Annotated in this window: 23 protein-coding genes; 12 read left to right on the forward strand and 11 right to left on the reverse strand. The window is 62.4% G+C overall.

The window, feature by feature from the left end:
- Nucleotides 1-44 precede the first annotated feature (44 nt).
- Both J0X03_RS21235 and J0X03_RS21240 read right to left on the reverse strand, forming a co-directional pair.
- Nucleotides 45-920 (reverse strand): helix-turn-helix domain-containing protein, encoded by an 876-nt coding sequence (locus tag J0X03_RS21235; protein ID WP_047025153.1) that lies wholly within the window; start codon nucleotides 918-920, stop codon nucleotides 45-47.
- 10 nt (nucleotides 921-930) lie between these two features.
- Entirely contained in the window at nucleotides 931-1,308 is a 378-nt protein-coding gene (locus tag J0X03_RS21240; RefSeq protein ID WP_069100371.1) for a hypothetical protein, read from the reverse strand.
- 120 nt (nucleotides 1,309-1,428) lie between these two features.
- On the opposite strand from J0X03_RS21240, the gene J0X03_RS21245 reads away from it, so the two are divergent.
- Nucleotides 1,429-2,250 (forward strand): AraC family transcriptional regulator, encoded by an 822-nt coding sequence (locus J0X03_RS21245; protein WP_096242775.1) that lies wholly within the window; start codon nucleotides 1,429-1,431, stop codon nucleotides 2,248-2,250.
- A 36-nt stretch (nucleotides 2,251-2,286) separates the two neighbouring features.
- Here J0X03_RS21245 and J0X03_RS21250 read toward each other — a convergent pair whose 3' ends face one another.
- The 7 genes from J0X03_RS21250 to J0X03_RS21280 all read right to left on the reverse strand — a co-directional run bounded on the left by J0X03_RS21250 (nucleotide 2,287) and on the right by J0X03_RS21280 (nucleotide 9,519).
- A complete protein-coding gene (locus J0X03_RS21250; RefSeq protein ID WP_046688171.1) occupies nucleotides 2,287-3,423 on the reverse strand; it encodes a porin in 1,137 nt (378 codons plus the stop codon).
- Between the two features lie 371 nt (nucleotides 3,424-3,794).
- A complete protein-coding gene (locus J0X03_RS21255; protein ID WP_101453565.1) occupies nucleotides 3,795-4,565 on the reverse strand; it encodes a 3-hydroxybutyrate dehydrogenase in 771 nt (256 codons plus the stop codon).
- Between the two features lie 12 nt (nucleotides 4,566-4,577).
- On the reverse strand, nucleotides 4,578-5,972 hold the full coding sequence (locus J0X03_RS21260; RefSeq protein WP_197666623.1) for a GntP family permease: 1,395 nt from the start codon (nucleotides 5,970-5,972) through the stop codon (nucleotides 4,578-4,580).
- A gap of 42 nt (nucleotides 5,973-6,014) precedes the next feature.
- A complete protein-coding gene (locus J0X03_RS21265; protein WP_160203941.1) occupies nucleotides 6,015-6,938 on the reverse strand; it encodes a 3-hydroxyacyl-CoA dehydrogenase family protein in 924 nt (307 codons plus the stop codon).
- Between the two features lie 18 nt (nucleotides 6,939-6,956).
- Nucleotides 6,957-8,141 carry an acetyl-CoA C-acetyltransferase gene (locus tag J0X03_RS21270; RefSeq protein ID WP_160203940.1) on the reverse strand — a complete coding sequence of 395 codons (1,185 nt, stop codon included), beginning with the start codon at nucleotides 8,139-8,141 and terminating at the stop codon, nucleotides 6,957-6,959.
- A 2-nt stretch (nucleotides 8,142-8,143) separates the two neighbouring features.
- Nucleotides 8,144-8,809, reverse strand: coding sequence for a CoA transferase subunit B (locus tag J0X03_RS21275; RefSeq protein WP_069100375.1), 666 nt, complete (start codon nucleotides 8,807-8,809; stop codon nucleotides 8,144-8,146).
- Nucleotides 8,810-8,820: 11 nt separating this feature from the next.
- On the reverse strand, nucleotides 8,821-9,519 hold the full coding sequence (locus J0X03_RS21280) for a CoA transferase subunit A (protein ID WP_004933280.1): 699 nt from the start codon (nucleotides 9,517-9,519) through the stop codon (nucleotides 8,821-8,823).
- A 168-nt stretch (nucleotides 9,520-9,687) separates the two neighbouring features.
- Between J0X03_RS21280 and J0X03_RS21285 the strand changes: the two genes are divergently transcribed.
- The gene (locus J0X03_RS21285) at nucleotides 9,688-10,605 is read left to right on the forward strand and encodes a LysR family transcriptional regulator (RefSeq protein WP_047572821.1); all 918 of its coding nucleotides are present in this window, start codon (nucleotides 9,688-9,690) and stop codon (nucleotides 10,603-10,605) included.
- A 151-nt stretch (nucleotides 10,606-10,756) separates the two neighbouring features.
- The gene (locus tag J0X03_RS21290) at nucleotides 10,757-11,158 is read left to right on the forward strand and encodes a putative T6SS immunity periplasmic lipoprotein (RefSeq protein WP_046688163.1); all 402 of its coding nucleotides are present in this window, start codon (nucleotides 10,757-10,759) and stop codon (nucleotides 11,156-11,158) included.
- Between the two features lie 15 nt (nucleotides 11,159-11,173).
- On the opposite strand, the gene J0X03_RS21295 is transcribed toward J0X03_RS21290, so the two are convergent.
- Nucleotides 11,174-11,473, reverse strand: coding sequence for a hypothetical protein (locus tag J0X03_RS21295; protein ID WP_049204564.1), 300 nt, complete (start codon nucleotides 11,471-11,473; stop codon nucleotides 11,174-11,176).
- Nucleotides 11,474-11,709: 236 nt separating this feature from the next.
- Here J0X03_RS21295 and J0X03_RS21300 point away from each other — a divergent pair, with 236 nt between their 5' ends.
- From J0X03_RS21300 to J0X03_RS21340, 9 genes are all read left to right on the forward strand, one after another.
- A complete protein-coding gene (locus tag J0X03_RS21300) occupies nucleotides 11,710-13,080 on the forward strand; it encodes a glutamine synthetase family protein (protein WP_122016555.1) in 1,371 nt (456 codons plus the stop codon).
- 32 nt (nucleotides 13,081-13,112) lie between these two features.
- Nucleotides 13,113-13,523: a GNAT family N-acetyltransferase gene (locus tag J0X03_RS21305; RefSeq protein WP_047025147.1), complete on the forward strand. Its 411-nt coding sequence runs from the start codon at nucleotides 13,113-13,115 to the stop codon at nucleotides 13,521-13,523.
- 13 nt (nucleotides 13,524-13,536) lie between these two features.
- Nucleotides 13,537-14,226: a trehalose-6-phosphate synthase gene (locus J0X03_RS21310; RefSeq protein WP_046688161.1), complete on the forward strand. Its 690-nt coding sequence runs from the start codon at nucleotides 13,537-13,539 to the stop codon at nucleotides 14,224-14,226.
- Nucleotides 14,227-14,708: 482 nt separating this feature from the next.
- A complete protein-coding gene (locus tag J0X03_RS21315) occupies nucleotides 14,709-16,430 on the forward strand; it encodes an ABC transporter permease (RefSeq protein ID WP_033641724.1) in 1,722 nt (573 codons plus the stop codon).
- A gap of 15 nt (nucleotides 16,431-16,445) precedes the next feature.
- Nucleotides 16,446-17,237, forward strand: coding sequence for an ABC transporter ATP-binding protein (locus tag J0X03_RS21320; protein WP_033651402.1), 792 nt, complete (start codon nucleotides 16,446-16,448; stop codon nucleotides 17,235-17,237).
- A 31-nt stretch (nucleotides 17,238-17,268) separates the two neighbouring features.
- The gene (locus J0X03_RS21325) at nucleotides 17,269-18,351 is read left to right on the forward strand and encodes a porin (protein WP_089195419.1); all 1,083 of its coding nucleotides are present in this window, start codon (nucleotides 17,269-17,271) and stop codon (nucleotides 18,349-18,351) included.
- 585 nt (nucleotides 18,352-18,936) lie between these two features.
- Complete coding sequence (locus J0X03_RS21330; RefSeq protein WP_053085968.1) at nucleotides 18,937-19,716, forward strand: ABC transporter ATP-binding protein; 780 nt, start codon at nucleotides 18,937-18,939, stop codon at nucleotides 19,714-19,716.
- A gap of 111 nt (nucleotides 19,717-19,827) precedes the next feature.
- Nucleotides 19,828-20,520, forward strand: coding sequence for an MgtC/SapB family protein (locus tag J0X03_RS21335; RefSeq protein ID WP_019453282.1), 693 nt, complete (start codon nucleotides 19,828-19,830; stop codon nucleotides 20,518-20,520).
- Between the two features lie 27 nt (nucleotides 20,521-20,547).
- Complete coding sequence (locus J0X03_RS21340; RefSeq protein WP_033641720.1) at nucleotides 20,548-21,432, forward strand: LysR family transcriptional regulator; 885 nt, start codon at nucleotides 20,548-20,550, stop codon at nucleotides 21,430-21,432.
- Between the two features lie 4 nt (nucleotides 21,433-21,436).
- Here J0X03_RS21340 and sfnG read toward each other — a convergent pair whose 3' ends face one another.
- Nucleotides 21,437-22,531 (reverse strand): dimethylsulfone monooxygenase SfnG, encoded by a 1,095-nt coding sequence (gene sfnG, locus J0X03_RS21345; RefSeq protein ID WP_025305137.1) that lies wholly within the window; start codon nucleotides 22,529-22,531, stop codon nucleotides 21,437-21,439.
- Nucleotides 22,532-22,930 lie beyond the last annotated feature (399 nt).

Consider the following 22,930-nt stretch of genomic DNA (forward strand, 5'->3'; position numbering starts at 1 on the left):
TAACCTGACGCGCCACGAAGGCGATTTTCTGCGAGAACCGCCGCCTAACTGGCGGCGGCCAGCGCCTCCGCCCGCCGAATGGGGATCAGATATTCACAGCGGATCGCCGCGCCGCCAAGCGGGCAACTGCCCTCCTGCGCCGGGTAGAACCGCTCGATATCCTGCCCTGGCCGGCGGATGGCGTTCATCTGCGGCATGGCGGTGTCATACAGCCGGACAATAAAGTTTTGTAACCCTTCCGCCTGCCCCTGATAGGTGAAACGGGCGTATTCCCCCTGTTCGATGGTCACCCGTTCCCCCACCGCCCCTTCGTCCGGCAAAGCGGCGGTATACGCCATGCGCGGGCAGCCCCGACGCTGCCGGTCGATCTCCAGGCTGGTAAGGCCATACATCACCTCGGGCAGCGTCTGCGGCCGCAGCAGTTGCCGCCAGGCATGGCGACGCAGCTCGCATTTGGAAGCCGCCAACTGCCCCAGCGTAAAGCTGCGGCGTTGCGTGTTGCCCACCAGCTGCATGGCGGGCAGCGTCACGATGTCGGCCTGCGGCAGCGGCGCTTCGGTCAGCCGCAGCGGCGGCTGCAGACCGTAGCTCGACCAATCCTGGCTGCGACGATAGCTGGCCGGCGGCAGACCAAACTGCTTGCGGAAGCAGCGGGTGAAGGTCTGCTGCGAATCGAACTGGTACGTATCGGCGATACAGGCCACGCTGGTGCCGGTCAGGCGCAGTTCGCGCGCGGCGGCGGTCAACCTTCTGCGGCGGGCGTACGTGCCGAGGATATGGCCGGTGTGCTGCTTGAACATCCGCTGCAAATGCCACTTGGAATAGCCGGATTTGGCGGCGATGTCGTCCAGCGTCAGCGGCTGATCCAGGCTCTGCTCGATCCAGGCCAGCAGCTGCTCAATCACCTGTTGCTGGTGCATGGTGTTCCCCTTATTTGCTCAGTAATGTCAGCGCCAACATCCGGCCTGCGGCTTCATCGGCGGCCACCAGTATCGGATAGCCCCAGAATTTGGCGCCGTATTCGGCGAATGCTTCCGCCGCCGCGCGTTTGGCGTCGTCCGGTTCCAGCATGATCATGCCTTTCGCCCACCGCTTCAGCGCCGCGCGGTTATCGCGCTTCCACAGCGCCACCTGAGTGCGGGCGTCGCGATCGTGCTCTTCACCTTCATCGCCGACGCTGCGATCGGTCATCAGGACGAAAGGCTCGGCGCGCGCCAGCAGCGCGCTGAATTCAGCCAGCTCGGCCTGGGTATCGCGCCCGTTTCGGCGCATCCACACCAGCGGAAAATCGGCGGTATCGAGTGACATAATCAGTTTCCTCGCGAAAGGGTTTAGGACTGGCGCTTACTTTATCGGCACCGGCGCTAGACCACATTGCGCAATCAGGACATAATACTTTTCAATTCCGCCAAATTGAGAATTGTTCTCATGAAAGTCCAGATCCCACGCCGCAATATCGATATCGATCAGGTGCCGCGCCCGCTGTTCGCCGTGCAGAGTTCCACCATCGAGCAGGACTGGGAAGTCGAGCCGCATCGTCATCAAAAGGCGCAGCTGATCTATACCGTGCGCGGCATGATCCGCTGCGAAGTGGAAAACGGCCTGTGGCTGGTGCCGCCGCAGTGCGCGCTGTGGATGCCGGGCAACGTGTTGCACAACGCCCAGGGCGCCGGCTCGACCGAGGCTTACTGCCTGTTCGTCGATCAACACGTCGTCGCCGGCTTGCCGCAGAGTTGCTGCACGCTGTCGGTCTCGCCGCTGCTGCGCGAACTGCTGCTGCAGGCCACCACCTTCGAACCGCTCTACGACGAACAGGGCGCCGAAGGGCGCCTGACGGCGGTGTTGCTGGATCAGCTGGTGGCCGCACCGATCGAGAATCTGCATCTGCCGGTATCCGACGACGCGCGCATACGGCAGTTGACCGAAGGCATGCTGAGCTGCCCGGCGGACAAATCCACCCTCGGCCAGTGGGCGCAGCGCATCGGCATGAGCGAGCGCTCCCTCAGCCGCACGCTGCAACAGCAGATGGGCATGAGCTTCGGCCACTGGCGGCGTCAGCTGCACGTGATGCTGGCGCTGCAGCGCTTGACGCAGGGCGAGAGCGTACAGACGGTGGCGCTGGATCTGGGTTACGAGAGCGCCAGCGGCTTCGTCACCATGTTCAGAAAGGCGGTGGGCAAACCGCCGGCGCGCTACCTGGCGGAACGCAACGCCTCAGGGCAACCCCTGGGCGGCGCGATCAGCATGTGAACGGCCGGCACCCGCGCCGGCCTGGCAAGAGGCGGATCAGAAGTCGTAGAACACCGTTATCCAGGTGGAATCCGGCTCGTTGTCGCTGCTGTTGGCCAGCGTGCGCTCCACATACACCGACAGACCGTAACCGATGGTGGTGCCCGCGCCGAGGTAGACGTGGTTGGCGTGATACGCCTCGTCTCCTTTCAGCCGCAGCGAGTCCGCCGCGACGTAAGGCTGAACGGATTTGAGGAACGGCTTGTCGATATTGAAGGTGTAACCGACGAAGCCTTCCAGCCCGTAGCCGTCGCCGGCGAAGAAGTGCGACAGCGTGCGCTGGCGGGTGCTCGGCACATAGTCTTTGTAATAGCTGGCGGTGCCGACGATGTACCAGTTGTTCGGCTGCCAGGTCAACGCGGTGCCGGACAGCTGCTGGTGATAATCCTTTTCGTTGTACAGATTATCTTTGATCTTCGCGTCGGTATAACTGTAGGCGGCGCTGAAGGTGAAATCCTTCGTCACCTTATAATCGAAGCCCAGCCCGCCACCGCCCTTGCGGCGGTAAATCAGGTTATCCGCGGTGTGCAGATCGTCTTCCGGCAATAAATAGTTGGCGTACAGCGTTACCGGCCCGAAATCATTGGTGTATTTGATGCTGTTTTTCGGTTTATTGCCGCCGTCATAATCGCCGGAAATACCGATGCCGGTGCCGCCCGCGTGGCCGTCGTTATCCCAGACGTCGCTTTTGATGCCGACCACAGAATAATAGATGCCGTACTGGTGGCCATAGGTCAGGGTGCCGTAACGATCGTCCTTGAAACCGGCGTACAGCTGGCGCTGATAGTCGCGTTTGCCGTCCTCATTGTAGTGCCCGTCCCAGCTGAGCGCGTGCGCCAGATCGACGCCCCACTCGTAATAGCCGATGATCGAGGTGTCCTGCGTCAGCGCATAGTCGCCGCTGAAGCGAAAACGCGTGCCGCCGTCGTGACCGTTTTTGTCATAGCCCGGCTCCGGGCCGTTATTGAAGATCCACTCGGGGCGAATGCTGCCGCCCACCTTTAAACTGAGCGGCGCCAGCAACACATTGCTCTGCGGGTTTTTATCCAGAATGGTGATCTCGGCCTGTGCGCCGGCGGATAACGCCGACAGCAAGACGCCGCCAATGAATATTGGCGTTGTATTCTTTCTCATTATTACCCCTGCCCGAAAAAATTATTGTTATAAACACGGTGGTCTTAAGCCACGCGGAAATAATTACCCGATGTCAACAGCGCACGCAAGATATAAAAATTCACGTCATAATCTGCCATTATTTCAGGTTGGGCTTATTTTCAGCAGAAACGTGTTCACCTGTAACACGGAGAAAAATAATGTAATAACCGCAGCACGAAATAAACCAATCCGCATCTTTTACCCAAAATAACCCGGCGTGATTATCTGGGAATAAAAATAGCAAATAACAAATAAATATTATTGCCGCAGGTAAACCGTCACGCGAGGGAATTAATTAATGGCGGGAAATAACGACGGAGCGCATTGCGCGCTCCGGGAAAATGCCCTCACTACTGCGCCAGCCAGCCGCCGTCCATGTTCCAGGCGGCGCCGCGCACCTGCGCCGCCGCATCGCTGCACAGGAACAGCGCCAGTTCGCCGAGCTGCTCCGGCGTGACGAACGCTTGCGACGGCTGCTTCTCCGCCAGCAGCTCATCGCGCGCCCGCTGCGGATCGATGCCGGCGGCAATGCGCTTGTCGATCTGCTGTTGCACCAGCGGCGTCAGCACCCAGCCGGGGCAGATGGCGTTGCAGGTGACGGGCGTGCGGGCGGTTTCCAGCGCCAGCGTCTTGGTCAGCCCCACCACGCCGTGCTTGGCCGCCACATAGGCCGATTTGTCTTTCGACGCCACCAGCCCGTGCACCGACGCCACGTTGATGATGCGCCCCCAGTTGCGCTCGCGCATACCCGGCAGCGCCAATCGGCAGGTGTGGAACACCGCCGACAGGTTGATGGCGAGGATCGCGTTCCATTTCTCCACCGGGAACTGATCCAGCGGCGCCACGTGCTGAATGCCGGCGTTGTTCACCAGAATGTCCGCGCCGCCGAACTCACGCTCGGCATAGTGCATCATGTCCGCTATCTGGGCCGCATCGCCGAGATCGGCGCCGTGATACCCCGGCGCGGTGCCCAGCCGGGCAACCTGCGCCTTCGCCGCTTCCACATCGCCAAAGCCGTTGAGGATCACACGCACGCCGGCGGCGGCCAGCACGGACGCTATCCCGAGGCCGATGCCGCTGGTCGAGCCGGTCACCAGCGCGGTTTTGCCTTGTACACTCATGGTATCGCTCCTTTAAACAATGCCGGTCAGGTAGAACACGCCAATCACAAACAGCACCGCGGCGCTTTTGATCAGGGTGATGGCGAAGATGCCGCCATAGGCCTGCCGGTGGCTAAGGCCGGTGATCGCCAGCAGGGTGATCACCGCGCCGTTGTGCGGCAAGGTGTCCATGCCGCCGCTGGCCATCGAGGCCACCCGGTGCAGCACCTCCAGCGGAATGTGTGCCGCATGGGCGGCGGCCACGAAGTTATCGGCCATCGCCGCCAGCGCGATGCTCATGCCGCCGGAGGCCGACCCGGTGATGCCGGCCAGCAGGGTGACGCTGATCGCTTCGTTCAGCAGCGGATTGGGGATCGCCGACAGCGCCTGCGACAGCACCAAAAAGCCCGGCAGGGCGGCGATCACCGCGCCGAAGCCGTATTCGGAGGCGGTGTTCATCGCCGCCAGGATCGCGCCGCCGACCGCCGTCTTGCTGCCTTCCGCCAGCCGGCCGCGAATATTGCGAAAGCCGAACGCCACCACCAGCAGAATACCCGACACCAGCGCCGCTTCCACCGCCCAGATGGCGGTGATTTTCGCCACGTCGGTGGTGATCGGTTTGGCCAGCCCCGGCAGCGTCAGCTCGTGGCTGGCGCCGTACCACTGCGGGATCCAATGGGTGAAGCCAAGGTTGAATACCCCGACCAAAATCAACGGCAGGATGGCGATCAGCGGGTTCGGCAGATTGATATCGTCCGGGGTTTCCGGCTCGTTCAGCAGATCGGTACCGTACCCTTCTCCCTTCAGCTGCGCCTTGCGCCGCTGGCGTTCAAGATACAGCAGACCGACCGCGATGATGAACAGCGAGCCGATCAGCCCCAGCCAGGGCGCGGCCCAGGCATTGGTGCCGAAGAAGCTGGTCGGGATGATGTTTTGGATCTGCGGCGTGCCCGGCAAGGCGTCCATGGTGAAGGAGAAGGCGCCGAGCGCCACGGTGGCCGGGATCAGCCGCTTGGGGATGCCGCTCTGGCGGAACAGCTCGGCGGCGAACGGATAGACCGCGAACGCCACCACGAACAGCGACACCCCGCCGTAGGTCAGCAGCGCGCACACCAGCACGATCACCGGAATGGCGTGACGCCGGCCGAGAATGCGGATCGCCGCCGCGACAATCGAACGGGAAAAGCCGGACAGCTCGATCAGCTTGCCGAACACCGCCCCCAGCAGGAACACCGGGAAGTAGAGCTTCACGAAGCCGACCATCTTCTCCATAAACAGCCCGGTGAAGGTCGGCGCCACCGCGCCGGGGTCGGTCAACAGCACCGCGCCCAGCGCGGCGATCGGGGCGAACAAAATCACGCTGTAGCCGCGGTAGGCGGCCAGCATCAGTAATCCCAGTGCTGCCAGGGCAATCAAAACGCTCATCAGGCACCTCGCTATCGTTGTTATTGTCAGGTACGGCGTGCGAAATTACGGTTTCAGCGCAAAGCGCAGCTGATGCGCCCGTCGCCGTTGAATGCGTTCCCTGCGCGCTTCATCCCAAAGATAAAATCCCCGGCCGCTGCGCTGGCCGATATCGCCGCGCTGCAGCCGCTGTTCCACCAGCACCATCATCTCGTCGCCGGTCGCCAGTTCCGGGAACAGGTGGCGGGCGATGTCCGCCACCGTCGGGAGCCCGGTCATGTCGGCGGCCTCCAGCGGGCCGACCATGGCGTAGCGCCGCCCCAGCGAGGCGCGCATCACCTGATCCACCACCTCAGCGCTGGCGATGCCGCTGTGGACGATGTGCAGCGCTTCACGCAGCACCGCAAACTGCAGCCGATTGCCGACAAACCCCGGCGCGGCGCGTTCCAGCAGCACCGCCTCCAGCGCCATCTCGCCCAGCAGCGCCTGCACCGCCGCCAGATGGCGCGGCTCGGTGGCGCGGCCGGGCACGATCTCCACCAGCGGGATCAGGTGCGGCGGGTGCCAGAAGTGGGCGATCAGCAGGCGCTGCGGATGAGTCATGCGCGCCGCCAGTTCGTCCGGCGGCAGGCCGCTGGTGTTGCTGGCAATCACCGCGTCGTCGGCGATCAGCCCTTCCAACTGCTCATACAGCGCGTGCTTCAGCTCGAGCCGTTCCGGGATCGCCTCGATAAGCAGTCGGGCGCGCTCCACGTCGTTCAGATCGCCGGTCACGCGCAGGCGCGCCAGCGCCGCTTCGCGCTCACCGCGATCAAACTGCCCGACGTCGCTCAGCTCGGCCAGAATGCCGCTCGCCACCGCCGGCGCTTCCACCCGCCGCTGCGGATCCGGGTCATACAGCAGCACCTCATGGCCGTGGCGAATAAAGTGGGTGGCGATACCCACCCCCATCAGCCCGGCGCCCAGTACCGCATAGTCAGATGACTGCATGGTGCCCTCCTCGGTTGTTTACGGGCGCTCTACCGCCAGCGCCACGCCCTGCCCGCCGCCGATGCACAGCATCGCCAGCCCCTTGTTCACCCCGCGGCGCTGCATTTCGTACAGCAGCGACACCAAAATGCGACAGCCGGACGCGCCGATCGGATGCCCCAGCGCGATCGCCCCGCCGTTGACGTTGACCCGCTCCGCCTCCCAGCCCAGTTCTTTGCCCACCGCCAGCGCCTGCGCGGCAAAGGCTTCGTTAGCTTCGATCAGATCGACCTCCTCCAGCCGCCAGCCGGCTTTCTCCAGGCAGCGCCGAGTGGCCGGCGCCGGGCCGATGCCCATGATCGCCGGATCGACGCCCGACGAGGCGTAACCCGCGATGCGCGCCAGCACCGGCAAGCGCAGCGCGGCGGCTTTTTCCGCGCTCATCAGCAGCACCACGGCGGCGCCGTCGTTGAGCGACGAGGCGTTGCCGGCGGTCACCGTGCCCTCCTTGCGAAACGCCGGACGCAGCCGCGCCAGCGCTTCCAGGCTGGTGTCGCGCGGCTGTTCGTCGCGCTCTACCCGCAGCGCTTCGCCCTTCGGCTTCGGCACCGTCACCGGCGTGATCTCCTGCGCGAAACGCCCGGCCTGCTGCGCCGCCTGCGCCTTCTGCTGCGAACGCAGCGCGAACCTGTCTTGTTCTTCTCTGCTGATGGCGTATTTCTCCGCCAGGTTTTCGGCGGTGATGCCCATGTGATAGTCGTTGAACGCGTCCCACAGGCCATCGTGGATCACGCTGTCCACCATCTGCGCGTGACCGAGGCGCAGACCGGCGCGCGCGCCGGCCATCAGGTAAGGCGACCGGCTCATGCTCTCCTGGCCGCCGGCGATCACCGCGTCGGCGTCGCCGCTGCGGATCGCCTGCACCGCCAGATGCACCGCCTTCAAACCGGAGCCGCACACCTTGTTGATGGTCAGCGCCGGCGTCGTAAACGGCAGCCCGGCGTTCAGCGCGGTCTGGCGCGCCGGATTCTGCCCGCAGCCGGCGGTCAGCACCTGACCGAGGATCACTTCATCGATCTGCTGCGGCGCCACGCCGCTTTGCGCCAGCAGCCCCTGCACCGCCGCCGTGCCCAGTTCCACCGCCGTCAGCGGCGCCAGCGCGCCATGAAAACTGCCGACCGGCGTGCGCGTCGCCGCCACAATCACCACTTCACGTTGTTGCACATTCACCTCCCGTTCCAGAAACGCATTTCCGGCACATGCTCCGGCACGATCAGCCGGCCGGCGGTTTTGGCGACAATCTCCGCCACGCTGACGCCCGGCGCGCGTTCGCGCAGCACGAAGGCGCCGTCTTCAATTTCCAGATAGGCCAGATCGGTCAATACCTTGCGGATGCAGTTGGCACCGGTCAGCGGCAGCGTGCAGCGCGGCAGCAACTTGGACTCGCCGCCCTTCGCTGCGTGGGTCATCACCACGATGATGTTCTCCGCCCCCGCCACCAGATCCATCGCGCCGCCCATGCCCTTGACCATCTTGCCGGGGATCATCCACGAGGCGATGTTGCCCTCGACGTCCACTTCAAACGCCCCCAGCACGGTCAGATCGACATGGCCGCCGCGGATCATGGCGAACGACTGCGCCGAATCGAAGATCGACGCGCCGAGGCGCGCGGTGACCGTCTGCTTGCCGGCGTTGATCATGTCGGCGTCCAGCTGTTGCTCGGTCGGGAACTCGCCCATCCCCAGCAGGCCGTTTTCCGACTGCAGCATCACGTCCATGCCCGCCGGCACGTAGTTGGCCACCAACGTCGGGATGCCGATGCCCAGATTGACGTAGTAACCGTCCCTCAGCTCTTGCGCCACGCGCTGCGCCATTTGTTCACGGGTAAGCATGCGAATTCTCCTTATGCCCGCAGGGTGCGTTGTTCGATACGCTTTTCGAATGTGCCCTGGATCAGCCGATCGACATAGATGCCGGGGGTGTGGATCGCCGCCGGATCCAGCTCGCCCGGCGCGACGATCTCTTCCACTTCCACCACCGTGATGCGCCCGGCGGTCGCCATCAGCGGATTGAAGTTCTGCGCGGTGTGGCGGTAGATGACGTTGCCGAAGTGATCGGCCTTCCAGCCTTTCACGATGGCGAAATCGCCGGTGATGGCGGTTTCCATGATGTAGGGGCGGCCGTTGAACTCGCGCACCTCTTTGCCTTCGGCGATCGGCGTGCCGTAACCGGTGGCAGTGAAGAATGCCGGGATGCCGGCGCCGCCGGCGCGGATCTTCTCCGCCAGCGTGCCCTGCGGCGTGAGATCCACCTCCAGCTCGCCGCTGAGCGCCTGCTGTTCGAACAGCGCGTTTTCGCCGACGTAAGATCCCACCACCTTGCGGATCTGATGGGTTTCCAGCAGCCGCCCGAGGCCGAACCCGTCGACGCCGCAGTTGTTGGAAACCACCGTCAACCCGCGCACGCCACGCCGGCGGATCTCTTCGATCAGATTCTCCGGGATGCCGCACAGGCCAAAGCCGCCCGCCAGCACCGTCATGTTGTCCGTCAGGCCTGCCAGCGCTTCCTGGTAGCTGCCGACGCGTTTGTCGAGCCCTGCCATATCGTTGCCCCTGCATGTTGCGGCGCAGGGCGAAATGCCCTGGCTTGCGTGAGGGCATCTTCAGGTCACAAAAATGATTTGTTAATTTTGTTTTTATGCCGCATTCATTTAGAATTTTTATTAATCAACCGTTAACCGAAAATTAACAAAGAGTTAACGCCAACCAAAATGAAAATGAGCATCAAACAGTTACGCGCGTTTTTAGCGGTAGCTCACACTCTGAACTTCGCCCAGGCCAGCGAGCGGCTGAATATTTCTCAGCCGGCGCTCAGCCTGGCGATCCGTGGGCTGGAAGACGCGCTGGGCGGGCCGCTGTTGCTGCGCACCACCCGCCGGGTGACGCTGACGCCGGAAGGAGAAACCTTCTTCCCGATGGCGCGCCAGCTGCTGGCGGATTGGGATAACGCGGAAGAGGCGATGCGTCAGCGCTTCACCCTGCAGATGGGCAAGGTGGCGATCGCCGCCATGCCGTCGTTCGCCGGCAACCCGCTGCCGCCGATCCTCAAGGCGTTTCGCGATCGCTATGCCGGCATCAACGTGGCGGTGCACGACGTCATCAACGAACAGGTGTTTGAAATGATCCGCGAAGGCCGGGTGGAGATGGGCATCGCCTTCGAGCCGGAGCCGAGCGACACCCTGCACTTCACCCCGCTGTGCCGCGATCGCTTTCTGGCTGTGGTGCCGAAGGATTCGGCGCTGGCGCGCAAGGCGCAGGTGAGCTGGAAGGAGCTGCTGACGCTGGATTTCATCACCCTCCAGCGGCCATCGGCGGTGCGGCTGCTGCTGGAGCAGGAACTGGCCCGCAGCGGGCGAACGCTGGAGGTGGCGTTTGAGAGCCACCAGTTGGTGACGGTCGGGCGCATGGTGGCCAACGGCCTCGGCGCCAGCGCGGTGCCGGCGCTGTGCGAGCAACAGATGGATGAGCTGGGGGCGGTCTGCGTGCCGCTGATCGGCCCGATTATCGAACGGCGCGTGGGCCTGATCCGCCTGGCGCAGCACCAACTCTCTTCCGCCGCGCAGGCGCTGGCGACGGTGATCGAACGGGAGATGGCGGGGAGTGGCGGGCAGCCTGCGCTTAAACCGTAAACCCGACGTGCTTGCCGTCCGGCAGTTCAATGTCCAGGCGCAGCGTGCCGCCCATCGCTTCCACGTAGCCACCAACTACAGCGGCATTAAAACGTTATGAATGGGTATTGCGAGCTTTCCTGAACAATCCAAAGAACCGGAACACCTTGCTATGACAAAACTTTATCTCTCTTTACTGTGCGCACTGCTACTGAACGGCTGCCAATCCACTCAGCCCTGGTACCATCCGTTGGATGTCTCGCTCAAAGACAACCAACCTTGCTTTGCCGTGCCTATCAACAGCGTTCGCAGCGGTGACAGCCTGCAAAACCGGGGGGTGATCGTCTCACGACAGGAACAACAGCAATGGCATATCGTCTGGGCCTCACCAGAAGTCACTCCGTTGCCCGACCTGAAACCGGGACAATGCGCCACTTATCCGCAGGTAAACTGGGCTGCGGGAGAATACTCGGTCTTGCTCGGCGTCTCGATGAATAACGACACGAAAAGGCGTAAATACATGAAAGAATTCAACTTAATAATTAATCCCAAGGGAGAAATACAGCTACAGTAAGGAGACTGGGATTATTTATTCCCCCTCCACCGCCTGCACCGCCGCCTTCTGCGTGGCGCGCTGATATAAGCACAGCTCCCTGCCCGGCTGGTTTTTCATAAACGGCTGCGGGTAGCGCCCGCCGATAAACAGCGCCGAATAGCCGACGTCATCGCCGTAGTGAACGATCGCCCCTTCCACCCTGGCGTTTTTTAGCCCGCTGGCTTTCAGGCAGGCGGCGCGCATCGCCCGTTCGCTCTCGGCCCACGCCTGTGGGGAAGACGCGGTGGCGTGGAACGCGGCCAGCGCGGCGATAAGCAGCCCTATTCTCTTCATTGTTATCTCTCCTTCTACGGCCCGTCTCGCCAGTATAGACCGTGCCGACCCGGCCAACCCGCCGCGCTCTTTACGGCATTTTTATTCCGCGCCCCGTTAACGTTACGGCGTTTTTACAGACAGTTTTTGCCGCCGCAGATACCCTTTCCACATCGCCGCTATGGCCTCACAAGAGAGTTGTCTCATGCGTTTATCCCTGCCTCTGGCCGTGACCGGTCTTCGTTCTGGAGCGCGCCATGCATTCTAATATTATCGGGTTCAATCCTCTGCTGGCAGAGCTGCCCGCATCGCCGACGCGTACCTTCCGCAAAGAGCTGGAACACTACCTGCAGCGCTATCCGGATACCGAACAGCTGGATATTTATCTGCACGATCTGAACGGCCAGCTGCGCGGCAAGCGCCTGCCGATCGCCGAAGCCTTTGGCCTGGAAAAAGGCTGCTACTTCCCGCTGTCGATCTACGCCCTGGATCTGCACGGCCGGGTGATTGAAGAAAGCGGGCTGGGGCAACGGGCGGGCGAGCCGGATCGGCTGTGCCTGCCGGTGCCCGGCACGCTGCGCCCCTGCGCGCGCGATCCCGAACGCCACGCCCAGCTGCTGCTGACGATGCAAAACGCCGACGGCGACGCCTGCGAGCTGGAGCCGCGTGTGGTGCTGCAACGGGTGCTGAAGCGCCTGCACGAGCGCAACTGCTTCCCGGTGGTGGCGGCCGAACTGGAGTTCTACCTGCAGGATCCACAGCGCCCCGCCGAGGCGGAAGCCTGCCCGACGCAGAGCTTCGCGGTGGATGCGCCCGAGCGCCACCATGCGCTGCTGAGCGACATCGAACGGCACGCGCGGCTGCAAAGCCTGCCGCTGACCGGCGTGGTGGCCGAAGCCGCTTCCGGCCAGTACGAGCTGAACCTGCATCACAGCCGGCGCGTGCTGGAAGCCTGCGACCAGATCATGGCGCTGAAGCGCCTGACGCGGCAGATTGCCGAGCAACATCACCAGCACGCCTGCTTTATGGCCAAGCCCTGCGCCCATGCCGCCGGCAGCGGGCTGCATTTTCACATCAGCCTGCAGAACGAGCACGGCGAGAACCTGCTGACCGGCGCGCCGGGCGAACTGAGCGACAACATGCAGCAGGCGATGGCGGGCATGCTGGCGCTGATGCCGGCGTCGATGGCGATCCTGGCGCCCAACATCAACGCGTTTCGCCGCTTCCGCCCCGGCATGCACGTGCCGCTGCGCGCCTCCTGGGGCCACAACAATCGCACGGTGGCGCTGCGCCTGCCCTGCGCCGACAGCGCCAACCAGCGCATCGAATACCGCCTGGCCGGCGCCGACGCCAACCCCTATCTGGCGCTGGCGGTAATGCTCGGCGGCCTGCTGCACGGGCTGGAACACCCGCTGCCGCTGCCGCCCGCCGCCAACGGCTGCGAGAGCGACAACGCCGCGCCCTTGCCGCTCGGCCAGCAGGAGGCGCTGGCGCTGTTCCGCCACAGCGATCCGCTGCGCGAACTGCTCGGCCCGGCGTTCTGCACCCTGTGGCTCACCTGCAAAAGCGCCGAACTGCGCCGCTTCGAGGAACAGGTCACCGCCGCCGAACTCGGCTGGATGCTGTAACCGCCCACTGATTCGTTAACTTAAGGATAATCATGAATATGCAACCGCAACGGGCGCCCGCACAGCCGCTGCTCTGCTGGCGCAAAGGCGTTTTTCATATCAGCACCGATCGGCAGTTGTTGGATATCGACGCGATCCAGCGTTTTCTCAGCCTGCAGGATCGAGCGGCGGCGGAGCGCCTGGCGCGCCACGGCCTGTGCTTTGGCCTGTATCGCAAACGCCACCAGCTCGGCTTCGCCCGCATGGTGACCGATTACGCCACCTTCGCCTCGGTGAGCGAACTGTTCGTCAGCGCCGAATACCGCGGCGTCGGGCTGGGAAGCTGGCTGACGCGCTGCTGCCTGGCGCATCCGGCATTGCGCGGCCTGCGCGTCACGCTGCCCGCGCTGCAAGCGCCCTGGCGCGCCGACTGCGCGGCGCACGCCCCGCGCGCCCTTCACTGATAAGGAGACCCCCATGTCTCGTTTGGTGCTGATTTCCAACAAGCAGTGCGATGGTAAGGATCTGGCCTGCGCCGGCCGGACGCTGGCGGCCGACGCCGAACCGGGGCTGTGGCTCGGCTGGAATGGCGACGTACAGAATTTCGCGCAGCGCCCGATCCACTGCCGTCAAGACGCCGGTTACGATCAGGTGACCTTCCCGCTGTCGATCGAAGAGTTTCGCCGCCACTATCAGGGCTACTACCACGACGGCCTGTGGCCGGTGTTCCACAACCAGCCGGAGAAGGCGCACTTCACGCCGGAAAACTACCGCGCCTACCGGCAGCTGAATCGCCGTTTTGCCGATATCGCCTGCGAACACCTGTGCCCGGGCGACATCGTCTGCATCGACGATTACCAACTGCTGCCCTGCGCCCAGGCGCTGAAGGAACAGGGGCTGCTGAACGACTGCGCGTTCTTTTTCCATCTGCCGTTCCCGTCGGCGGCGCTGCTGCGGCGCATCCCGGAACATCGCCAGCTGATCGCTTCGCTGCTGTTCTACGATCTGATCGGCTTTACCACCACCGACGATCGCAACGCCTTTCTCAACTGCCTGGCGGCCGAGTTTCCGCTGGAGATGCTGGCCGACGACCAGATCCAGGCCAACGGGCATCTCTTCGCCACCGGCATTTTCCCCGCCGGCATCAACGGCAGGCAGGTTTATTAATGTTACGGCGCGCGGTATTCAGGCGCGCCGTTTTATTTCGCCGCGATTTATTTTCACCGCATTTACCGCCATCAAAATAGGTTATTTTATTTTCTGAATATAGCGATTAAAAAATGAATATTCATCCTGTTACATATCAACCATAAAAACCGCGCGCCGCCAATTGCTTTTTATTAGCAAAACACATTACCCTCTCCGTGCCATATTTAAACCGAGGAGGGCCCTATGGGCGATGAAAGTTTTAGTTTTACGCTAATGCTATTGGGCACCTTTCAGTAATGCCATCCACGTTGCATTCTGAAAGATACGGAATGCGGCAACCGCTCCCCTTCTGACGGCCTTTCCCGCTCTGCCTGCCCGCCCATCGCCTCGCTGCGAAAATAACGTTTGTCTCAACCGCTGTGGCGGTATTTATCTGATGTCGCCGGGCCTATTACCCGAGCGCCGACGGATTTCTTATGGGAAAAATAAGGTATTGCGTTATGCAAAATAACCGGGGTACATCTGTTTTCAGAAAGTCTTATTTAAATGACTTTATCGTTATCGCCATCGGCGTTTTCTTCATTGCCTTTTTTATTCGCGCGTGGGGCGACATGCACGGCGACTTCAATGAACAAAACGTCTCTGCCATTAGTCTCGATGCCTGGAACCTGCTTTATTATTCGCTCAGAACCAGCATGCGTTTTCTCCTCGGCATGGCCTGGTCGCTGCTGTTTTCTGTGGTGTTCGCCGTGCTGGCCGCGCGCTATGCGCCGCTGCGCCGGGTGATCTTGCCCTTCGTCAACTTTATGGAGTCGGTGCCACTGGTGGGGTTCCTGACCTTCACGACCGTGTACTTTCTCAACCTCTACCCACACAGCGTGATGGGGCTGGAGTGCACCGCCATCTTCGCGGTGTTTACCGGCCAGGCCTGGAACATGATGCTGACGCTGTATCAGACGCTGCGCATCGTGCCCAAGGAGCTGGACGAAGCCGCCCGCAGCTTCAATTACAACCCGTGGCAACGCTTCTGGCGGCTGGAATTCATCTATTCGGTGCCGGGCCTGCTGTGGAACGCCATGGTGTCGCAATCCGCCGCCTGGTTCGCCCTGGTGGCCTCCGAAGCCATTCCGGTCGGCGATCGCTCGGTCGAACTGCCCGGCGTCGGCTCCTATATCGCCGAAGCGCTGGCGCAGCAGAACGTGCCGGCGATCCTGTATGCGATCGTCGCGCTGGCCGCCAACATCGTGCTGCTCGATCAGCTGGTTTTCCGCCCGCTGGTGCGTTACACCGCCCGCTTCAAATACGAAGACGTCACCGCCAATCGGGCGCTCGGCAATCCGTGGTTCTACAACAGTCTGGCCTTTTCGCACGTCGGCGCGGCGCTCGGCCGCACGCTGCGCGCGCTGGCTGATCTGTGGCTGTTCAAGCTGCCGCGGCTGTGGTACGCCCTCGGCCTGCACCGCCTGTTTCGCCTCGCCGCCAAAGGCAATTGGCTGTGGCGGAGCCTGTGGTATCTCGGCGTGGTGCTGGCCTGCGTCTGGTTCGGTTACCGGCTGTGGGAATACTTCCCCAAACAGTACTTCGCCATGCTGCCGGAGTGGATGCTGCTCACCACCGCGCGCGTGGCCGCGGCCATGCTGCTCAGCGTGGCGATCTTCACGCCGCTGGGGGTGTGGATCGGCCTGAATCCGCGCCTGGTGAAGATCTTCCAGCCGATCATCCAGATCCTGGCGGCCATTCCGCCCAATATTTTCTACCCGCTGATCGCCGCCTTCATCGCCATTTATCATCAGGATCTCGGCTGGTGGGCCATTCCGATGATCATGCTGGGCACCCAGTGGTACGTGTTGTTCAACGTGATCGCCGGCGTTTCCGCCATTCCGACGCAGATCACCGAAGTCAGCGAAACCTTCGGGCTGCGCCGTTTCCGCTGGTGGCGCTACTACATGCTGCCGGCGATCTTCCCCTACATCGTGACCGGCATCATCTCCGCCGCCGGCGGCGCCTGGAACAGCGCCATCGCCGCCGAAGTGATCCAATGGGGCAGCACCACCCTCAGCGCCACCGGGCTGGGCGCGTTCATTTCCGTCGTCACCGACGCCGGCAAGAACCCGGAGTCCGCACTGGGCTGCGCCGCGATGTGCGCGCTGGTGGCGCTGTGCATCATCTTCGTCTGGCAACCGCTGTATCGCATTGCGGAAACCAAATTCAAATATGACTGATCAAGGGGGAACAACATGCTGACTCAAGACGTGATTATCAGCGCCCGTCGATTGAACAAGACGTTTATCGGCGAAAACAAGCGCCCCACCCCCGTGCTGCGCGACGTGTCGCTGACCGTGCACGCCGGCGAGTTCGTCACCATTCTGGGGCAATCCGGTTCGGGTAAGTCCACGCTGCTGCGCATGCTGGCCGGGCTGATCCCGCCGGACAGCGGCACGCTCACCCTGGCGGGCAAACCGGTCTGCGGCCCGAGCGCCAACGCCGGCATGGTGTTTCAATCCTACGCGCTCTACCCCTGGCTGACGGTGTACGACAACATCGCCTTCGGCCTGCTGGCGCAAAAGCTGCCGCCGCAGACGATCGCCGAGCGGCTGGAGGCGCTGCTGCGCCTGGTGGGGCTGAGCGGCTATGAGCACGCCTGGCCGCGCGAGCTGTCGGGCGGCATGCGCCAACGGGTGGGCTTCGCCCGGGCGTTGGCGGTAGAGCCCGATGTCTTGCTGCTGGACGAGCCCTTCTCCGCCCTCGATATCTTTACCGCGCAAAAACTGCGTAGCGATCTGCTGGCGCTGTGGGGAGACAACCGGCTGCGCACGCGCGCCATGGTGATGGTGACGCACGACGTCGAAGAGGCGGTGCTGATGTCCGATCGGGTGCTGATCCTGGACGCGACCAGCAAACGGATCGATGACGAATTCAGCATCAATATTCCCCGCGCGGCGCGCAACCGGGACAGCCTGCGGCACCTCACCGATCGGATCCGCAGCTGCCTGTACAAAAAAATCGCGCGGGCGCAACCGGCCGGATAAGGCCGCATTTTCGTTAACTCAGGGTAGTGAAATGAAACATAAAAGCTTACTGATGGCGCTGGTCATCCTGATGCCGGCGGCCGCCGCCGGGGCAGAAATCGTCAATAAAGACGGCAATAAACTGGATCTGTACGGTCAACTGAACGGGGTGCATTACTTCAGCAGCGATGCCGACAATAACGGCGATCGCTCCTACACCCGTTTCGGTTTCAAAGGCGAGACGCAGATCGCCGACGGGCTGACAGGGTATGGCCAATGGGAATATCAGGCGGGGCTCGATCAGGCGGAAAGCGCCGGGCCGGGCAATAGCTATACCCGGCTGGGCTTCGCCGGGCTGACGTTCGGCCGCTGGGGCAGCCTGGACTACGGCCGCAACTACGGCCTGCTGTATGACGTGGCCGGCTGGACGGACGTGCTGCCCGAATTCGGCAACGACAGCTACGAAGCGGCCGACAACTTCATGACCGGCCGCGCCAACGGTCTGCTGACCTACCACAACCGCAGCCTGGGCGGGCTGTTGGACGGTCTGGATCTCGGCCTGCAATATCAGGGGAAGAATCGGGGGGACGACGCTCTGCGGGCGAAGGATATTCAGACGCAAAACGGCGATGGCTACGCCTTTTCCGCCACCTACGACACCGGCGTGGGGCTAAACTTTGGCGCCGCCTACGCCAACTCTGCGCGCACCCTGGCGCAGCAGCGCTTCGGCCTGGCTGACGGCGATCGCGCCCGGGCCTGGACGCTGGGGCTGAAATACGATCTGGACAACCTCTACCTGGCGGCCAGCTATGCGCGCACCGAAAACATGACCTATGTCGACGGCGATCGCTACGCCGGCTTCGCCCCCCGCGCGGACGCCGTCGAGGCGGTCGCGCAGTATCACTTCGATTCCGGCGTCACGCCCTCGGTGGCCTACCTGCAAACGCGCGGCCGTAACCTGCCCGGCATCGGCGACGCCGATCTGGTCAAATACCTGGATCTGGCGCTGAACTACAGCTTCAACGCCAATATGTCGACCTACGTGGAGTACAAGCTCAACCTGCTGCAACGGCAGAACGCCGTCGGCGCCGGCGCCGACGACATTGTCGAAACCGGCATCATGTATCAGTTCTGACCCGATACCGGCCGCAGCGCGCGCTGCGGCCGGTTCATTATTTGTCTTGCGCCCGCCCTGTTATTCTCTCGTTTAATTCAGGTTTATATTTCCATAAAATAGCGCCTATATTCATTCTCATGATTTTCGTTGACGCCCCGTTTAATAAATAAAGAAAAACTTTCCCGTATTCATATTAAATTACATTTTGCCGCGATAATTCCGCCTAACCACATTGAATCACAGGCAATATCACGCGTATTATGGCCACACGAAAAATAACGGGGAAATGATATGGACGGCGACAGTTGGTTGTTTATTTTATTGTTGGAATCGCTGAGGTCACAGGAGCAATAGTCATCCCATTGCATCCTGAAAGTGTCAGGATATGCGTCAGTTACCACATCCCTTCGCTTTACCCCTTCAGCGCATGGCCTCCGCGCACGCCGCTCCGGCGCGCCTGACAGGCTAATCCTTCCAGCATACGCTTATTAACAGTCCGATAACGCTCAGGCTTATTTGCGCTCGCATTTATTTTACCCCTGCGCAGCGATAACTATCGGCCATTTTTCCATGCTCATATTTTTAATTGAGTGGAGAAACATCATGATGGTAAAAAAAACCACGCTGCTGACGGTTAATAACGTCAGCAAAAGCGTTCAGCCTACCGGTAAAGAAAAACGCCTGGTGCTGAATGAAATCAACCTGCGCCTCTACGATAACGAGGTCGTCAGCATTTTGGGGCAGTCCGGCTCGGGCAAGTCCACCCTGCTGCGCATACTTTCCGGTCTGATCGCGCCGGATCTGGGCACCGTGATGCTGGGGGATAAAAAAGTCTCGGGGCCGAATCCGCAGATCAACATGGTGTTCCAGACCTTCGCCATTTTCCCGTGGCTGAACGTCTACCAAAATATCGCCTTCGGGCTGCAGGCGCAGGATCTGCCGCCGCAGGTGGTCGAAACCCAGACGCTGAAAATGCTCGATCTGGTCGGGCTCACGCCCTACCGCGACGCCTACCCGCGCGAGCTTTCCGGCGGCATGCGCCAGCGGGTCGGCTTTGCGCGCGCGCTGGCGGTAGAACCGATGCTGCTGTTGCTGGACGAGCCCTTTTCCGCGCTGGACGTCTATACCGGCGAACACCTGCGCAGCGATCTGCTGCGCATCTGGAGCACGCGCCAGATCAAAACCCGCTCCATCGTGCTGGTGACCCACAGCGTAGAGGAAGCGGTGATGATGTCTGATCGCATCCTCCTGCTGGGCGCCGGCACCCTCGACGGCTGCTATCACATCGCGCAGCGCCGCGAGACGCGCACCCGCGAGGGGATGCAGCCGCTGACGGACAAAATCAGCGAGACGCTCAGCCGGCAGATCGCCGCCGCGCACTGAGCGCCACCCTGGTCTGGCGGGACGGATCCCGCCAACTTAACTACCTGTTTATCAAGAGTCACCCCGCCACGGGTGGCTCATGATAAGCGGATAATACATCGAGTTATTATCATGCATTTCATTCATACACTGCTGACGCTGCTGACCGCGTCCGTCCTGGGCGCCGCCATCGGCTATGAAAGACAATTCCGCCAGCGTACCGCCGGGCTGCGTACCAATACGCTGGTGGCCACCAGCGCGGCGATCTTCGTCCACCTGGCCATGACCATCGACGGCAGCGGCGGCGCGGTGCGCGTCATCTCCTACGTGGTCTCCGGCGTCGGCTTTCTCGGCGCCGGGGCCATCATGAAAGAAGGGATGAACATCCGCGGCCTGAACACCGCCGCCACGCTCTGGGGCTCCGCGGCGGTCGGCGCCTGCGCCGGCTGCGGCCTGTACGGCGATGCGCTGGCCGCCACGCTGTTCGTGCTCGCCGCCAACACCCTACTGCGCCCTCTGGTCAATATGGTCAACAAACAGCCCTTCAATGACGTTAACGGCGAATCCACCTACCAGATTTGCGTCATTGCCTTCGAGCATGAGCAGCGTGAAGCGCTGGCCAAATTCAAACAGGTGCTGCAAGGAGAAAACTGCTTTATCTCGCATCTGGATATCGAACCCTTTGGCGACGACGACGTGGAGATCACCGCCACGCTGATGCCGGCCTCCGTCACCACGCCGGTGCTCGACCAGACCATCAATAAACTGCTGAACGACAGCATGATGAAACAGGCCTATTACAGCCGCATCGCCGGCTCCGGCTAATGCCGTTCACTTCCAGGGAGATCCACCATGAAAACCATGCCGAAACTGGCTCATCTGACGATGTTCAAAGACATCGTTCACTGCGGAAGTTTGCACGATGCCGCGAAAAAACTGGCCGTCTCGCAACCGACGCTCAGCCGGGTGCTCAAAGAGCTGGAAATGTCCATCGGCGCGCGGTTGCTGGAGCGCAGCAACCGCGGCGTGCGCCTGACGGCGGTCGGCGAGCTGTTTTACCGGCGGATAGACGCCGCCACCAATCAGTTGCTCAGCGCGTTTGACGAGCTGCGCGGCATGAGCGCCGGCGGCGAGAAGCGCCTGCGGGTGGGGATGAGCGTCGATCCGCTGCTGTGCTACCTGCCCCAGGTGCTCGAAGGCTTCAACCGCCGCTACCCGCATACCCGGGTGACGGTGGTGGAAGACGGCCCGGAAGGCCTGCTCGCCCGGCTGAGAAACTGCGAGCTGGATTTGGCGGTCAGCAGCCTGAACGGCGCGGCGGGCGGCGCCGATCTGGCCATGCAGGCGCTGAAGAGCGAGCGCTTCTCGCTCTATCAAGGGGGGGACCTGACCGCCGCCGGGCAGCCGCCGGCCGAAGCCAAATGGGTGGTGCCGCGCTCCTGCTCGGTGGGGCACGCCGCCATCCGCGAGATCGCCGAGCGTTACACGCCGCACGGCCAGATCGTCGAGACCGACTCCTTTCTGGCGACCTGGTGCCTGGTCAGGCAGCAGGGCTATATCGCGCTGCTGAGCGATCGGGTCGTCGCGCACTACGCCCCGCAGCTGCACCTGCAGAAAATCCCGACACAGGGGATCGACATCAGCGCGCGCTTTTATGTCTTTACCCGCCATGAGCCGGCCACGCCGCCGCTCAGCGCCGCCTTTATCCACCTGCTGCAAACCCTGCAAACGGGTTGAACGCTCAGGCCGCCGCCCGCTGGCGCTCCAGTTCGCGCACCAGCGGGATCACTTCACGGCCGAAGTACTCCACCTCTTCCTGGAAGTGCAGAAACGCCAGCAACAGCAGATCCACCCCGGCGTCTTTCAACGCGATGATGCGCTCGGCGATCTGCTGCGGCGTGCCGATCAGGTTGGTTTTAAAGCCGTCGTTATACTGCACCAAGTCTTCGAAGGTGGACTTGGCCCAGTTGCCCTCGCCCTCGGGCGAGGCCGCCCCGGCGTTCTTCACCTCGTGCCCGAAGCCCTGCACCGCCTCCGGGTTGGCGTGATCGATGATCTCCTGCAGCACCGCCTGCGCCGCCTGTTCGCTCTCGCGGGCGATGACGAAACCGTTCACCCCCACCTTCACCCGATGGTGATTGGCCTGCGCCTTGCTCTGGATGTCCTCCACCTGCCGGCGAATGCCCTCCACGCTGTTGCCGTTGGTGAAATACCAGTCCGAGACCCGCGCCGCCATGTCGCGCGCCGCGCGTGAGCTGCCGCCCTGGAAAATTTCCGGCAACGGCGCCAGCGGCTTCGGCTTCAGCGAGTAGTCGCGGAAACGGTAGAAATCGCCGGCGAAGGTGAAGCTGGGCTCAGTCCAGATGCCGCGCAGGCAGCGGATAAACTCTTCCGAGCGCAGGTAGCGCTCCTCATGATCCAGCCACGGCTCGCCGATGGCCTTGAACTCGCCGCGGAACCAGCCGCTGACAATGTTCACCGCGATGCGCGCGTTGGAAAGATGGCTGATGGTGGCGATCTGTTTGGCCGCCAGCGTGGGGTTCCACGGCCCCGGCAGCAGCGCGGCGATCACTTTCAGCTTTTCGGTGGCGTCCAGCAGGGCCTGTGAGAACGACACCGACTCGTGCTGGTTCTCCGCGCCGTAACCGGCGGTGAAGCGGATCTGGGTAAGCGCGTAGTCGAAACCGGCGCGCTCGGCGATCTGCGCCAGCTTGCGGTTATAACCGATGTCCCAACCGGTGCGCTGCGGGATATTGCTGATCACCAGGCCGCCGGAAACGTTCGGCACCCAGTAGGCGAACTGAATCGGCTGCTGCGAGTGGTTTGCTGCTGACATGCTTCTCTCCCTCTGACCGTCGGCGCCGTTATGCGGCGCGCATATAACCATTATTGATTTCCAAATATTGAAAACCTTGTTTTGGTTATAAATCCGATAGCAGGATGCGTGCCAATCGCCACGTTAAGGCATCTGGCTGAAAAACCGGGCGTTTAAAGCCGACGGGTGCGGGCGGGTGCTGCATTGGCAACAGCGGCTGACGGGCGGCTGTTGGTTATGCAACAAACCGCTCACCCCGCCAATCCAACCGTTCACCCGGCGGATCTGACCGCTGACCGAAATACGCCTGTCTTCCCCCCTTACCCCCGGCGATGATGAGCTGTTCCTAAACCCGCCTTACCTCGGGAAAGACGCTACGGCTCACCGCGCCACTCTGACATCTCTTACAAGCGGATGAGT

The organism is Serratia ureilytica, from assembly GCF_017309605.1.
Classification (GTDB): domain Bacteria; phylum Pseudomonadota; class Gammaproteobacteria; order Enterobacterales; family Enterobacteriaceae; genus Serratia; species Serratia ureilytica.

What these genes read in the sequence shown, in the direction of transcription:
- J0X03_RS21235 (WP_047025153.1), bottom strand. Translation starts at nt 920, where the DNA reads ATGCACCAGCAACAGGTGATTGAGCAGCTGCTGGCCTGGATCGAGCAG.
- J0X03_RS21240 (WP_069100371.1), bottom strand. Translation starts at nt 1,308, where the DNA reads ATGTCACTCGATACCGCCGATTTTCCGCTGGTGTGGATGCGCCGAAAC.
- J0X03_RS21245 (WP_096242775.1), top strand. Translation starts at nt 1,429, where the DNA reads ATGAAAGTCCAGATCCCACGCCGCAATATCGATATCGATCAGGTGCCG.
- J0X03_RS21250 (WP_046688171.1), bottom strand. Translation starts at nt 3,423, where the DNA reads ATGAGAAAGAATACAACGCCAATATTCATTGGCGGCGTCTTGCTGTCG.
- J0X03_RS21255 (WP_101453565.1), bottom strand. Translation starts at nt 4,565, where the DNA reads ATGAGTGTACAAGGCAAAACCGCGCTGGTGACCGGCTCGACCAGCGGC.
- J0X03_RS21265 (WP_160203941.1), bottom strand. Translation starts at nt 6,938, where the DNA reads ATGCAGTCATCTGACTATGCGGTACTGGGCGCCGGGCTGATGGGGGTG.
- J0X03_RS21275 (WP_069100375.1), bottom strand. Translation starts at nt 8,809, where the DNA reads ATGCTTACCCGTGAACAAATGGCGCAGCGCGTGGCGCAAGAGCTGAGG.
- J0X03_RS21280 (WP_004933280.1), bottom strand. Translation starts at nt 9,519, where the DNA reads ATGGCAGGGCTCGACAAACGCGTCGGCAGCTACCAGGAAGCGCTGGCA.
- J0X03_RS21285 (WP_047572821.1), top strand. Translation starts at nt 9,688, where the DNA reads ATGAAAATGAGCATCAAACAGTTACGCGCGTTTTTAGCGGTAGCTCAC.
- J0X03_RS21290 (WP_046688163.1), top strand. Translation starts at nt 10,757, where the DNA reads ATGACAAAACTTTATCTCTCTTTACTGTGCGCACTGCTACTGAACGGC.
- J0X03_RS21295 (WP_049204564.1), bottom strand. Translation starts at nt 11,473, where the DNA reads ATGAAGAGAATAGGGCTGCTTATCGCCGCGCTGGCCGCGTTCCACGCC.
- J0X03_RS21300 (WP_122016555.1), top strand. Translation starts at nt 11,710, where the DNA reads ATGCATTCTAATATTATCGGGTTCAATCCTCTGCTGGCAGAGCTGCCC.
- J0X03_RS21305 (WP_047025147.1), top strand. Translation starts at nt 13,113, where the DNA reads ATGAATATGCAACCGCAACGGGCGCCCGCACAGCCGCTGCTCTGCTGG.
- J0X03_RS21310 (WP_046688161.1), top strand. Translation starts at nt 13,537, where the DNA reads ATGTCTCGTTTGGTGCTGATTTCCAACAAGCAGTGCGATGGTAAGGAT.
- J0X03_RS21315 (WP_033641724.1), top strand. Translation starts at nt 14,709, where the DNA reads ATGCAAAATAACCGGGGTACATCTGTTTTCAGAAAGTCTTATTTAAAT.
- J0X03_RS21320 (WP_033651402.1), top strand. Translation starts at nt 16,446, where the DNA reads ATGCTGACTCAAGACGTGATTATCAGCGCCCGTCGATTGAACAAGACG.
- J0X03_RS21325 (WP_089195419.1), top strand. Translation starts at nt 17,269, where the DNA reads ATGAAACATAAAAGCTTACTGATGGCGCTGGTCATCCTGATGCCGGCG.
- J0X03_RS21330 (WP_053085968.1), top strand. Translation starts at nt 18,937, where the DNA reads ATGATGGTAAAAAAAACCACGCTGCTGACGGTTAATAACGTCAGCAAA.
- J0X03_RS21335 (WP_019453282.1), top strand. Translation starts at nt 19,828, where the DNA reads ATGCATTTCATTCATACACTGCTGACGCTGCTGACCGCGTCCGTCCTG.
- J0X03_RS21340 (WP_033641720.1), top strand. Translation starts at nt 20,548, where the DNA reads ATGAAAACCATGCCGAAACTGGCTCATCTGACGATGTTCAAAGACATC.
- sfnG (WP_025305137.1), bottom strand. Translation starts at nt 22,531, where the DNA reads ATGTCAGCAGCAAACCACTCGCAGCAGCCGATTCAGTTCGCCTACTGG.